This is a genomic window from Staphylococcus sp. 8AQ (assembly GCF_902506595.1).
GTDB classification, from domain to species: Bacteria; Bacillota; Bacilli; order Staphylococcales; family Staphylococcaceae; genus Staphylococcus; species Staphylococcus pasteuri.
In genome coordinates this window covers 1587019-1600844 of record NZ_LR733871.1, presented here as the reverse complement: position 1 = coordinate 1600844, position 13826 = coordinate 1587019, and the positions used below count along the sequence as shown (strand labels likewise).

At 28.9% G+C, this 13826-nt stretch carries 9 protein-coding genes and 1 pseudogene; all 10 read left to right on the top strand.

All coding sequences use genetic code 11. The features are described from left to right. Window positions 1-5: 5 nt before the first annotated feature. The 10 genes and pseudogenes from rplQ (at window position 6) to GVY01_RS07895 (ending at window position 13796) form a co-directional block, all read left to right on the top strand. Window positions 6-374 (top strand): 50S ribosomal protein L17, encoded by a 369-nt coding sequence (gene rplQ, locus GVY01_RS07940; RefSeq protein WP_017638506.1) that lies wholly within the window; start codon window positions 6-8, stop codon window positions 372-374. 331 nt (window positions 375-705) lie between these two features. Then, window positions 706-1515: an energy-coupling factor transporter ATPase gene (locus tag GVY01_RS07935; RefSeq protein ID WP_108016860.1), complete on the top strand. Its 810-nt coding sequence runs from the start codon at window positions 706-708 to the stop codon at window positions 1513-1515. Then, window positions 1512-2372, top strand: coding sequence for an energy-coupling factor transporter ATPase (locus tag GVY01_RS07930; RefSeq protein ID WP_017638504.1), 861 nt, complete (start codon window positions 1512-1514; stop codon window positions 2370-2372). Before GVY01_RS07935 ends, GVY01_RS07930 begins: the two co-directional genes overlap by 4 nt. After that, window positions 2362-3168 (top strand): energy-coupling factor transporter transmembrane component T family protein, encoded by an 807-nt coding sequence (locus GVY01_RS07925; RefSeq protein ID WP_017638503.1) that lies wholly within the window; start codon window positions 2362-2364, stop codon window positions 3166-3168. Before GVY01_RS07930 ends, GVY01_RS07925 begins: the two co-directional genes overlap by 11 nt. 5 nt (window positions 3169-3173) lie before the next feature. Beyond that, a complete protein-coding gene (gene truA, locus GVY01_RS07920) occupies window positions 3174-3977 on the top strand; it encodes a tRNA pseudouridine(38-40) synthase TruA (RefSeq protein WP_017638502.1) in 804 nt (267 codons plus the stop codon). A gap of 268 nt (window positions 3978-4245) precedes the next feature. Continuing rightward, window positions 4246-4683, top strand: a complete 438-nt coding sequence (gene rplM, locus GVY01_RS07915) for a 50S ribosomal protein L13 (RefSeq protein ID WP_017638501.1) — start codon at window positions 4246-4248, stop codon at window positions 4681-4683. Between the two features lie 19 nt (window positions 4684-4702). Further along, on the top strand, window positions 4703-5095 hold the full coding sequence (gene rpsI / locus GVY01_RS07910; RefSeq protein WP_002450501.1) for a 30S ribosomal protein S9: 393 nt from the start codon (window positions 4703-4705) through the stop codon (window positions 5093-5095). A 527-nt stretch (window positions 5096-5622) separates the two neighbouring features. Beyond that, window positions 5623-10362 (top strand): annotated as a pseudogene (locus tag GVY01_RS07905) (DEAD/DEAH box helicase). A gap of 643 nt (window positions 10363-11005) precedes the next feature. Next, on the top strand, window positions 11006-12178 hold the full coding sequence (locus GVY01_RS07900) for an SIR2 family protein (RefSeq protein ID WP_159333705.1): 1173 nt from the start codon (window positions 11006-11008) through the stop codon (window positions 12176-12178). Next, the gene (locus tag GVY01_RS07895; RefSeq protein ID WP_159333704.1) at window positions 12171-13796 is read left to right on the top strand and encodes an ATP-binding protein; all 1626 of its coding nucleotides are present in this window, start codon (window positions 12171-12173) and stop codon (window positions 13794-13796) included. The genes GVY01_RS07900 and GVY01_RS07895 overlap by 8 nt, the downstream gene beginning before the upstream one ends. Window positions 13797-13826 lie beyond the last annotated feature (30 nt).

Below are 13826 nucleotides of genomic sequence, written 5' to 3'. Positions count from 1 at the left end.
AACTCATGGGTTACAGAAAATTAGGTCGTACTTCTGATCAACGTAAAGCTATGTTACGTAACTTAGCTACAGCACTTATCGTAAGTGAACGTATTGAAACAACAGAAGCTCGTGCAAAAGAAGTTCGCAGTGTAGTAGAGAAATTAATCACTTTAGGTAAAAAAGGAGATTTAGCTTCTCGTCGTAATGCAGCTAAAACATTACAAAATGTTGAAATCTTAAATGAAGATGAATCAACTCAAACTGCTCTTCAAAAATTATTCGGTGAAATCGCTGAACGTTATACAGATCGTCAAGGTGGTTACACTCGTATTCTTAAAGTAGGCCCTCGTCGTGGTGACGGTGCTGAATCAGTAATTATCGAATTAGTATAATTTAATTATAAATACACTAACTACTTATATATAAAGCAAATGAGTGCAACGATAAAATCTGCCACATACAGATTTTGTCTAGCTCAGAGTACCCCATCAAACTAAATATTAAATTAAAGCGTGAACTCAACAAAACTGATGGGGTGCGCGCTTTTTTATTTTAAGCTGAGATACTATTTCTCAGCTTTTTTAATTATAAAATTATTTTAATTAGTGTTTAATCATTTAAATAAGAAAATGAAAATGTTAATAAACAAATTGTGGAAGTATACATATGTTTATAAATCATGTAAAATATTAAAGGTAATTACTACATTGGGGAGGAATAAATGTGATGGATCAAGATAATATTATTGAATTTAGTAATGTATCATTTAAATATCAAAGTGATTCTGCCTTCACGTTAAATGATGTATCATTTAATATTCCTCGTGGCCAATGGACAAGTATAGTAGGACACAATGGATCTGGTAAATCAACTGTTACTAAACTAATGGTAGGAATTGAAAACTGTGATGAAGGTCATATTATTCTAAATAACCAACGTGTAACTAAAGAAACGATTACACAAGTAAGAAAACAAATAGGCATTGTCTTCCAAAATCCAGATAATCAGTTTGTTGGTTCAACTGTTAAATATGATGTTGCATTTGGTTTAGAGAATCTGTCTATACCATATAATGATATGCATGAAAAAGTAGACAAAGTTTTAAAACAAGTTGATATGTTTGATTTAGCTGATTATGAACCTCACTCGTTATCTGGTGGTCAGAAACAAAGAGTAGCTATAGCTAGTGTGTTAGCATTAAGTCCTTCTATAATTATTTTAGATGAAGCTACTTCAATGTTAGACCCAGTGGCAAAGAAATCTTTACTTGATTTAGTTAGAGAACTACAACGTGAACAACACATAACGATTATTTCTATTACACATGATTTATCAGAAACAATGAGTGCTGATAATATTATAGTTATGAATCAAGGTAAAGTGTATAAACAAGGTAAACCTAATGACATATATGATGATATAGTTAATTTAAATAAAATTGGTCTTGAATTACCGTTTTCTATGAAGATGAATCAACTATTAACTGGTAAATCAACATTCGTTACATATGAAGGGTTGGTTGATTTATTATGAGTTTTAAAATGAATAAAGTGAGTTATACTTATCAACTTGGCACACCTTATGAATATACTGCTATAAAAAATATTTCAGTTGAATTTGAAAAAGGTCATTATTATACGATTGTCGGTCAAACTGGTAGTGGTAAGTCAACGTTAATTCAACATATTAATGCTTTATTAAAACCGACTAGTGGTGATATAAATTTTAATGGTATTTATATTAATCACAAATCAAAGGATAAAGTTTTGAGACCAATACGCCAGAATGTTGGAATGGTTTTTCAATTTCCTGAATCACAGCTTTTTGAAGATACTGTTGAAAAAGAAATTGAATTTGGGCCTAAAAATTTTAATATGAATATTCAGCAAGTTAAAGAAAAAGCATTTGATATGTTACTTGATTTAGGGTTTTCAAGAAATGTGATGTCGTTATCACCATTTCAAATGTCTGGAGGTCAAATGAGAAAAATAGCTTTAGTTTCAATATTAGCTATGGATCCAGATATTATAGTAGTCGATGAACCAACAGCTGGTTTAGACCCTAAAAGTAGACATCAAGTAATGTCATTGCTTAAAAAATTACAAAATGAACAAAATAAAACTATTATTTTAGTTACGCATGATATGAATGATGTAGCAAGATATGCTGATGAGGTCATTGTGATGCAAAAAGGTGAAATCAAGGTTAAAACAAGTCCTCGCAAGTTATTTAGTGAACCAGATAATCTAAAAAAGTGGAATATAACTATGCCTGATGTTGTCCGCTTACAGCAAGATTTTGAAACTAAATATCAAACTAAACTATCTTCAACCGCGTTAACTGAAGAAGAATTTGTTGATTTATATAGGGAGTGGCAAAATGAAAAATAAATTAATTATTGGACGTTATCTCCCTAGCAATTCATTTATACATCAGTTAGACCCAAGAGCAAAATTGATATTTGTATTTGCTTTTATTATATTTATTTTTCTATGTCACTCTTTCGGAACATATGCATGGCTTTTTGTTCTTATTTTAATCATTATGAAAATGGCTAAAATTAATTTTATGTTTTTGATTAAAGGTTTAACACCTATATTTATCTTTCTAATTTTTACATTTTTAATGCATGTATTCTTTACTAAAGGTGGTATCATTCTTTTTCAATGGAACTTTATAACTATTGAAAGTAAGGGGATATTGGAAGGTATTTTTATCTCTTTAAGATTGATATTTATTGTAATGATAGCTACAATAATGACTTTATCGACTAGTCCAATAGATTTAACTGACGCATTTGAAAAGTTATTAACGCCACTCAAATGGCTTAAAATACCTGTACATCAATTAAGTATGATGATGTCTATTGCATTAAGGTTTATACCTACATTAATGGACGAATTAGATAAGATTATTTTAGCTCAAAAATCTAGAGGTTCAGAGATAAGTTCAGGTGGATTAGTAGCAAGAATTCAGGCATTTGTACCGTTACTGATTCCATTGTTTATTTCTGCGTTCCAGAGAGCCGAAGAATTAGCGATAGCTATGGAAGTGAGAGGGTACGATGCTCATGCTGAGAGAACTAGCTATAGAATGCTCCAATGGCGTCTGAGAGATACATGTACATTATTATTACTCATTCCTATATTAGCTATCCTATTGTTAATTAAATATTTTGGAGTGTAAAAGCATTGCGTATATTAGTAGAAATAGAATATCAAGGTAATCAATTTTTAGGATTTCAAATACAACAACAAGGTCGCACAATACAACAACAATTTGAAAAAATTCTTAAAAGAATGCATAAACGTCATGTAAGAATACATCCTTCTAGTCGAACGGATAGAGGAGTGCATGCTTATCAACAGTATTTTCATTTTGATACTGACTTAAATATTGAAAATAATAAATGGCAATATGCGATGAATAGTGCATTGCCAGATGATATATATGTTAAAAGTGTTCAACACGTAGATGAAGATTTTCATTGCCGTTATGATTGTGTAGGAAAAAAGTATAGATATAAAGTATATCAAGCCGAACATCGGAATCCATTTCAAAGTGGATTAAAAACGTATGTATCCGAAACATTAGATTTAGATAGAATGCATAAAGCAGCTCAATTATTTATTGGAACTCATGACTTTACAGGTTTTTGTTCTCAAAAAACAGAAGTTCAAAGTAAAGTACGAACATTATACGAAAGTAAAATTATCAAAACAGAAGATGGTTTTGATTATGTAGTTACTGGTTCAGGATTTTTGTATAATATGGTTCGTGTATTAGTAGCATTTTTAATTGAAGTTGGAAAAGGAAAAAGAAAACCTGAAGAAATACCTGTATTACTTGAAGAGAAAAATCGTAATAAAATTCCTTTTACTGCACCATCAGATGGACTATATTTAGAGAAAATATATTTATCTGATCATGAGTTAATGAACGACTTTGGTGAGCATATTAAAATACATTATAAAAAATCATTACAAAATGATTGAATTGCATTGACAAAAGGTCTATGAAATTATAAGATTATTAACGGTATTGTTTTATATCCACCCCACGATAAGCCCCGGAATCTTATTGTGTTACAAGATATATAAGCAAAATAGAACAACAGTTAACAAAATAAATGAAATCTACGCTTTAAATCGTAACAAATTTTTAATTCAAACAAATAGAATTTAGACAATACGAAGTAACTTTTGTTAAACAAGTTTGTCTAGAGACTAAAACGAAACATTTATTTTTAGGAGGACAATTATTATGCGTCAAACATTTATGGCAAATGAATCAAACATTGAGCGCAAATGGTATGTTATCGATGCTGAAGGCCAAACATTAGGTCGTTTATCATCAGAAGTAGCATCTATCTTACGCGGTAAAAATAAAGTAACTTATACACCACACGTTGATACAGGTGATTATGTAATCATCATCAACGCTTCAAAAATCGAATTCACTGGTAACAAAGAGCAGGACAAAATGTATTACCGTCACTCAAATCACCCAGGTGGTTTAAAATCAATCTCTGCTGGTGAATTAAGAAGAACTAACCCAGAACGTTTACTTGAAAATTCAATTAAAGGTATGCTACCAAGCAGCCGTTTAGGTGAAAAACAAGGTAAAAAATTATTTGTATATGGTGGCGCTGAACATCCACACGCTGCACAACAACCAGAAAACTACGAGTTACGTGGTTAATTAGAAGGAGGAAATTACATTGGCACAAGTTGAATATAAAGGCACAGGCCGTCGTAAAAACTCAGTAGCACGTGTACGTTTAGTACCAGGTGAAGGTAACATCAAAGTTAACAACCGTGACGTACGTGACTACTTACCATTTGAATCATTAATCTTAGACTTAAACCAACCATTCGATGTTACTGAAACTAAAGGTAACTATGACGTTTTAGTTAACGTTCACGGTGGTGGATTCACAGGACAAGCACAAGCAATCCGTCACGGAATCGCTCGTGCATTATTAGAAGCAGATCCTGAATACAGAGGTTCTTTAAAACGCGCTGGATTATTAACACGTGACCCACGTATGAAAGAACGTAAAAAACCAGGTCTTAAAAAAGCTCGTCGTTCTCCTCAATTCTCAAAACGTTAATATATACAAATTGTTTGCGAAGTTTTTCGCTATCTGATTTGTTTACAATTAATAAGAACGATAAATCAAGCACTTCTCAATTTTTTGAGAAGTGCTTTTTTTGTTGGGATAAAACAAATTTCAAAAGTTACGTTACTAATTTTATTTGAATTACCTTCATTTGATTATTAAATTTTATTTATTTAAAAATTTAAAATTCATGGAGTTTTATTGGAAATAAATGTTGATACAATATAGAAGTTATCGTGACAATGTAATTACTAAAATTATATAAATTACTTTATTTTAGGAACATTATCAAAAGTCTATACTCATAAATTTGAAAATGAATTTTAAAATCTTTTATTGATTAAAACATTGCCCTTTTTCTAATGGTTAATAAATTATTTAAGGAAATTTTAAGTATATATTCAATTATTTTGAGAGTATCTAATAAATCAACGTGCTAGTTAAAATTATTCAAAATTTGATATTCATTGTATTTTATATATGAGATAATAAGAAAATAATACTCCTAGGAGGTTTATATGAATACAAAAGATAAAATTAAGAGTTTTGATACTTTACTTAAACAAATAGAGAAAACCTCAAACAATGTAAAACGTGAAAAAGGTACTCTTTTTGAAAAATTAGTTCTAGCATATTTAAAAAATGAGCCTACATATAAGGCATTATATAAAAATGTTTGGGAACTAAGAGACGTACCTAATGATATAGGTTTACCTGACAAGAGAGATAATGGTGTCGATTTAGTAGCTGAACAATATAACGGGGATTTAATAGCGATACAAGCAAAGTTTCATAAAAATACTATTGGAAAATCAGAAATTAATTCTTTTGTTGCTGAAACTGGTTCTAAATATTATCAAGGTGGATTAATCATTTCTACAGTAGATAATTGGAATAAGAATGCAAAATCTACCATAGAAAATCATGAAAAAAATATAGAAATACTTGGTTTATCAGATTTGAGAAATTCTCAAATAAATTGGTCTGATTTTAATTTTGAAAGACCAGAAGAATTAACTATTAAAAAACCTAAAGAACTTCGTTTCTACCAAAAAACCGCATTAGAAAATGCTATTCATCATTTTGAAAAATATGATCGTGGTCAATTAATAATGGCGCCAGGAACTGGGAAAACTTTTACAAGTTTGAAAATTTCTGAAGCATTATCTAAAAAAGTGAATAATCAATTTAAAGTATTATATCTTGTGCCAAGTATTCAATTGTTAACTCAAACACTTAGAGGATGGAATAATGATACTGAATTAAAAATTGCAAGTATGGCTGTTACATCTGACAGGGATGCTTCAAGAGGAAATGATGGAACTGAAGATATCAAAGCTACTGATATTGGCTATCCTGCTACAACTTCCAAAGACCAATTATTAAAGAACTGGTATGACGTAAAGGAAACTCAATCTGATCGAGATATGTTAGTTGTATTTAGCACATATCAAAGTATTGATGTAATAAGTGATGCACAAAAAAAAGGATTCCCTGAATTCGATTTAATTATCTCTGATGAAGCACATAGAACTACTGGTGCCCATGAAATGAAAAAAGATGCCAGCGCATTTACTAAAGTACATGATAATGAGAAAGTTAAAGGTAAATTAAGGATGTACCAAACGGCAACGCCAAAGATTTATGGTGATAATGCTAAGAAAAATGCTAAAGATAAAAGTATATTGTTATCTTCTATGGATGATGAATCAAAATACGGCGAAGTTATTTATCGTATGGGATTTGGACAAGCTGTATCACATGGAATTTTAACAGATTATAAAGTAATGGTTTTAGCTGTTGATGAAACGGCTATTCAAAAAGATATGCAAAAAACATTAGCAGATCCAGAAAATGGACTTAATATTGATGATGTTGGAAGAATTGTTGGTATTTGGAATGGAATGATGCGTCGTAATGGATATAAAAATCCTATAAAGAACAGCCCATTTGACGGTGCACCATTAGAAAGAGCTATTGCTTTCACTAGAACAATTGAAGATTCTAAGAAAGTGTCTAAACAATTTGAGGAAGTTGTAAATGAGTATATAGGTTCTTCAAAAGATCAACAAACAACTAAACTTTCAATGCAACACGCTGATGGGTCTATGAATGCGTTGCAAAAAGGGAAAATGCTAGACTGGTTAGCAGATTCAAACAAACCAATAGATGAAGCTAGAATTGTATCAAATGTTCGATTTCTTACTGAGGGTATTGATGTACCCACATTAGATGCAGTTATTTTTCTTGCACCAAAAAAATCACAAGTTGATATTGTACAAGCAGTTGGTCGTATTATGCGTAAATCTGAAAGCAAAGATTACGGATATATAATCTTACCTGTTGTAATACCAGCAGGAGAGACTCCAGAAACAATATTGGATAACAATAAACAATACGAAACTGTTTGGCAAATTATTAATGCATTACGCTCAGTAGATGAACGATTTGAAGCAATGATTGATAAATTAAATATTGCGAAACCCAAACAATTAGAAGTAATTGGTATTGGTAGTGCTCCTAATGAAGAAAATAATATTGAAAACATAAGTAAGGGAACAGAATCTACACAAAAATTTGAACAAACTCAACTTGAGTTTGATTGGGATAAATTTGAAGGTGCAATATTTGGTAAGATTGTTCAAAAAGTAGGAGATAGAAAGTATTTAGAAAATTGGTCTGCTGATGTAGCCAAGATTGCTCAAAGACAAATTAGTTGGATTAAAAACAAATTAAGTGACAAAAAAGATCCTATTACAATTGAATTCAAAAAGTTTGTAGCTTCATTACAGCATAATATCAATGAAAGTATTGATGATAATCAAGCTACTGAAATGTTGTCTCAACATTTAATTACAAAGCCTGTATTTGAAGCACTTTTTGATGAATATAGTTTTGTAAATAATAATCCTGTTTCATTAGCTATGGAAAATATTGTAAAAGAATTAGAGAAGGCTGGATTTGCAAAGGAACAAGAAAACCTTGAACCCTTGTATGAATCAGTAAAAATGCGCGCTGAAGGTGTTGAAAAATCTGAAGATAAACAAAAAATCATTATTACACTGTATGATAAATTTTTTAGTACAGCATTTAAATCAACTACTGAACGCTTGGGAATAGTATTTACTCCTATAGAAGTTGTAGATTTCATAGTCAAGTCAGTAGATGATGTACTGAAAAAGCACTTTGGAAAATCATTAGCAAGTGAAGGAGTCCATATATTGGATCCATTTACCGGAACGGGAACATTCATTGTTCGTACGTTGGCTTATTTTCAAGAACTAATGAATAATGGTGAAATTACATTGGCGGATATTACAAGTAAATTTACGCAAGAATTACATGCTAATGAAATTATTTTATTAAGTTATTATATTGCTGCTATTAATATTGAATCTACATTTGATGATATTAATGGAGATGAACAAGGATATGTACCTTTTGAAGGTATTGTTTTAACGGATACGTTTGAAAGTACAGAAACTGAAAATACATTTGATGATGATTATTTTGGTACTAACGATGAACGATTAAAAAAACAACAAGAAATGCCAATTACGGCTATTATTGGGAACCCACCATATTCTGCTAAGCAGTTAAGTACGAATGATGATAATGCAAATATATATTATACTAAACTTTTTGAGAAAATTAAAAATACATATGTAAAGCATACTACTGCAACACTTAAAAACGCAATATATGATTCATATATTCAGGCGTTTAGATGGGCCACAGATAGATTAGGTTCACAAGGTGTTATTGGATTTGTAAGTAATGGGTCTTTTATTGATAGCCAAAGTACCGATGGTTTCCGAAAAGTATTATCAGAAGAATTTAATCATCTTTATATTCTAAATTTACGTGGAGATCAACGGACTCAAGGGGAGTTATCTAGAAAAGAAGGGGGGAAAATATTTGGATCAGGTAGTAGAACACCTATAGCAATTTCTATTCTTGTAAAAGATGGAAGTGATAATCATAAAATTTATTATCATGATATTGGCGACTATTTGAGCCGTGATGACAAACTGAACATTTTAAAGACAAATCAATCAATAGACAAATTAGATTGGAATTCTATTGTGCCAGATAAGAATAACGATTGGATCAATCAAAAAGATGAGCAGTATGAGCAATATATACCTTTAAATGAATCTGGAGAAAAACAGAATATATTTAAATCTAGATTGGTTGGACTAGCTACGAGCCGAGATAGTTGGGTATATGGCTTTTCCCGAAAACAGGTTGGTAAAAATATTAAACGAATGATAAATAATTATGATAATGAACTTATGAGGCTAGTAAATGATAGCGACAGTTTGAACAAAATAAATCGGGATGAATCATTTATTAAATGGACTCGAGGATTACTTAAACAATTTAAAAATGGAACAAAACTAACTTTTGATGAAGGTAATTTTGCATTAAGTATGTATAGACCTTTTGTAAAAAAATGGCTATATTATGATACGAGGTTGATAGAGATGCCTAGTCAATATCACAGATATCAAATTAAAGATGATAGTGTTATGATTGTTGTTCCTGGAAACGGTAGTAAAAATGAATTTACGTCCATTGTTTCAAATCTTATTCCTGAAAAACACCTTGAATCAAACGGTCAAATCTTATTTAAGTCATTAAAATTTAAAGGATCTGATCATTTATTTGAGATATCTGATATGGATAATATGAACTTTGTTTGGTTTGATGTTTTTAATTAAACAGAGGAATTATTTTATTATGTCTATGCGGTTTTAAATTCTATTACTTATAAAGAAGTCTATAAATCAGAATTATTAAAAGGATCTCCTAGAATACCACTACTAAAGAATCATATAAAATATGTAGAAATCGGTAAAAAATTAACTGAGTTACACTTAAATTATGAAAATCAACCTAGTTGGAATGGTGTAGAAGTAGTAATAAATAATGATAGACCGACTACTTATAGAGTTGAAAAAATGAAACATCCTAAAAAGGGTGTTTTAGATACCATTATATATAATGAACATATTACAGTTTCAAACATACCTAAAAGAGCCTATGAATATGTTGTTAATGGACGTCCAGCAATAGAATGGATCATTGATCAATATCGTGTTAAAACAGATAAAAAATCAGGAATTACGGATGATCCAAATGAATTTAGTGATGATCCGAAATATATTTTAAATTTGTTATTATCTGTTATTACTGTAAGTATGAAAACATTAGAATTAATTGAAGAATTACCAAAATTTGAAGTAATTGACTAGTCTATTTTATGGTGTTAATAATTTGCAATGATATCCCTGAAAAATTTTTATTACATGGTTATTTTTAAATATTGATATCAAATCATATTTAACATTGGATAATCTTTCTTCTTGAACTTTTATTTTTAATATTTTAAAAACTTAAGACTATTTACAAATTAATAAGAAAGCTAAACATGCACTTCTCAAATTCTCGAGGAGTGCTTTTTGTGCGAAATAAATCATTTAAAGTATCATATATAATTAAAGATGAATTTTCTTATCTTATGATGAATTTAAACGTTGAGATAACAAATATAAATTTAATAATAAAAAAGAAATGTGTAACTTTATAAGTTGGAATATATCAATAATGGTAAGAAATTGATATACTGTAATAAAATATAAGTTTTGAGAAAAGCAATAAATAATAAATTAAAGTAAACTATGCGAAGATGCAAGTAAAATAAAAATAAGGAAATTTAATGAAGCAATTTTAACTCTACAATTAAATATTTATTTGTAATTAAATATTGTTATCATAAGAGTCTGTGAAATCAATAAAAGAATGTATTTTGTAAAAATAAATATTTAAAATCTAATTTTTCTTTTAAAATTTAAAATATTTTAAATTGTAAATAAATACATAGAAATGAGTGAACTAATGATAAATTACTTTAAAAACACAAGCACTAATTTTTCAAAAAATAAAGATAATAAATACTTTAAGAATTCTGAAGAACTTCTTAATGATGAAGAAAACTCAATTAATGAAGAAGATTTTAAATATTTAATTAAAGAAGAAATTTTTATGTTTATGGGGCATTTTGATAATATCATTTTACTTGCAGGAGCTGGTGCATCAGTAGTTGGAGATAAAGATCCTAACTTTGGTCATACTGTTGAAATGTTAGGGGAAGAAGTTAAAAAGCAATTACAACCTCCTAAGTATTATACTATTGAAGAGATTTGTTCAATGTGCAACTATAATACTTCTAGTGATAATAATATATTTAATTTAGAAGACTTATTATCACGTATGCAATCTTATTTACAATTTGTACCAGATAAAGAAAAATACAAATTTAATAAATCATACAAGAAAATTATTGAGGTAATTAAAGATAAAACATCTTATAGTTATGACAAGAATAGTTTTAAGCATGGTAAATTAATTAAACAATTAACCGAATTACATGTGACACCAAATCGCCTTTCAGTAGTTACCACTAATTATGATACTGTTATCGAAGAAAGTGCCTATAATTTGAATTTTACTGTATTTGATGGATTTACTTTTTCACATCAACCTATTTTTGATATAGATATGTTTGATTGGAATTTATCTAAGCCAATATCAGTTGTCAAATCTCAAAAAGAAGCATATAAAAAATCAGTGATTAATTTATTAAAAATTCATGGTTCATTAACATGGAAGAGAGATGGAAATAATATTGTTCGAAGTAATAAAAAAGAAATTGAAGAACCGATTATGATTTTTCCAAGTTCAAATAAATATATGCAAAGTTATGAGAAACCATATTTCGAATTATTTTCTAAGTTTCAAGAATTATTGCGTAGACCAAATACTATATTAATCACCTCAGGTTTTAGCTTTGCTGACAATCATATCTCTCAAATGATAATTCAAGCTATTAAAGCCATACCAAGTTTATCACTGTTAATTACAGATTTTAATATTGATACAAAAGAACCTAATAAAAATTGGAAAAATCTATTGGATTTAATGAACGATGATTATAATATTGCATTTTTAAAAGCTACAATGAATATGGATTTAACAGACTATTTCACTAGAGGTGAAAACGATGATTGATACTCTATATAAAAATAATGATAAAAACGACTTTTATTTAGGTATGATTTCTCAAGTTTATAGAAATTCAAGTGTTGTTCAAGTTGAAAATCTTTCTTGGCTTAAATTCAGAAAGATTCGAAAAGAATTATTAATTCCAAATACAATAAATTTTCTTGTTGTTATTGACTCTGTTTCTGGGATTTTTTTAGGAGAAGTAAACCAGTCAAAAATTCCCAATTCTGAAAGTGTTCATAAAGAATTGTTAAAAAATAATGCAGAAAGAATATATCCAGAATTAACTTTGGATATTATAGGAATAATGGAAAATAATGGTGAAAAATTCAAGTTAGCAGGATTTTCTACAGTTGGATTAACCGACAAAGTTTTTATTGCTAATGAAAAAATAATAAAGATTTATTTAAATTCTGTTGAAAATAAAGAGGAGGATTTAAAAAATCCTGAAGTTAAGTTGACATCGTTTGCGAAACTTTCAAATGTGTCTGGTGACGAGGTTTCCTTGCGTCCAAGTACGTTGTTTGATAGACATTTAATGACAATTGGTACTACTAACAGTGGAAAGTCTACTTCATCATTATCAATTTTAGATAAATTAATTCAAAATAAAAAAAAAGTATTAATTATTGATCCAACAGGAGAATATTCTAATTCATTTTATGAAGATGAAGGATTTACAAAACTAAATTTAGGAATTGATACAGTATTAAGTACTGGACGTCTATCATTTATTCAATGGGCAACCCTTTTTGAAACCAATGATTCTACTCAACCAGCCGTATTAGCTGATGCAATAATAAGTCTTCGGTATCAAAAAAAAGAAAAAAATAAAATTCCATATAAAAAGGCTGGTAAGGAAATTAAAACAGTATTAGAAGAAATTGAAACTTTAACGGATGAGGATAAATCTTTTGACCTAACTTTACTATCACAACAAATTACTGAAGAAGCAGTTGAAATGGATAAGAGTATGAAAAAATACACTACTGCCTCTTTTCAATTTAACCAAAAGCAGTGGCTAGTACAGAAGGTTACTTATAAAATATCAAATACGCGTTTAACAGAGTTTTTTTCAGAAAAACTAGATAATAAGTTTGATTTAATTGAAGAAATTGATAAATTTTTAAAAAATGAAACTCATAGTTTGTATATCAATACATCGACTATTGGTATTAGTGAAAGTATTGGATCAATGATAATCGATATGATAAGTTCTTACATTATTGATTCAAAAAAAAGAGATAATAACGGTTTTGTATTATTTATTGACGAAGTGCATAGATATGCTAAAAACGATTTAAATAATAATTACCAAATGGGATTAACATCTATTGCGAGAGAAGGACGTAAAAAAGGAATATTTTTATTTTTAACCACACAAAATCCTCACGATGTACCAAAAGAATTACTTGGACAAATCGGAACATTATTTATCCATAGACTTACCCATAAAAATGAAATGGAAGCAATTAAAAATCATTTATCTGAGAAATCATATAGACAAATTAATAAACTCAATCAAGGTGAAACTATACTCACAAGTATTAATTTAATACAAGATTTATATTTAGAAATTTTTAAAAGTAACAGGTCACATGATAATTCAACTATTATTTTATAATATTAAGTTTTAAAAGTAAGATAAAAGCAC

Excerpts from the sequence above, each read along its gene's own strand:
- rplM (WP_017638501.1), top strand. The coding sequence starts at position 4,246 with ATGCGTCAAACATTTATGGCAAATGAATCAAACATTGAGCGCAAATGG.
- GVY01_RS07900 (WP_159333705.1), top strand. The coding sequence starts at position 11,006 with ATGATAAATTACTTTAAAAACACAAGCACTAATTTTTCAAAAAATAAA.
- GVY01_RS07895 (WP_159333704.1), top strand. The coding sequence starts at position 12,171 with ATGATTGATACTCTATATAAAAATAATGATAAAAACGACTTTTATTTA.
- rplQ (WP_017638506.1), top strand. The coding sequence starts at position 6 with ATGGGTTACAGAAAATTAGGTCGTACTTCTGATCAACGTAAAGCTATG.
- GVY01_RS07930 (WP_017638504.1), top strand. The coding sequence starts at position 1,512 with ATGAGTTTTAAAATGAATAAAGTGAGTTATACTTATCAACTTGGCACA.
- GVY01_RS07925 (WP_017638503.1), top strand. The coding sequence starts at position 2,362 with ATGAAAAATAAATTAATTATTGGACGTTATCTCCCTAGCAATTCATTT.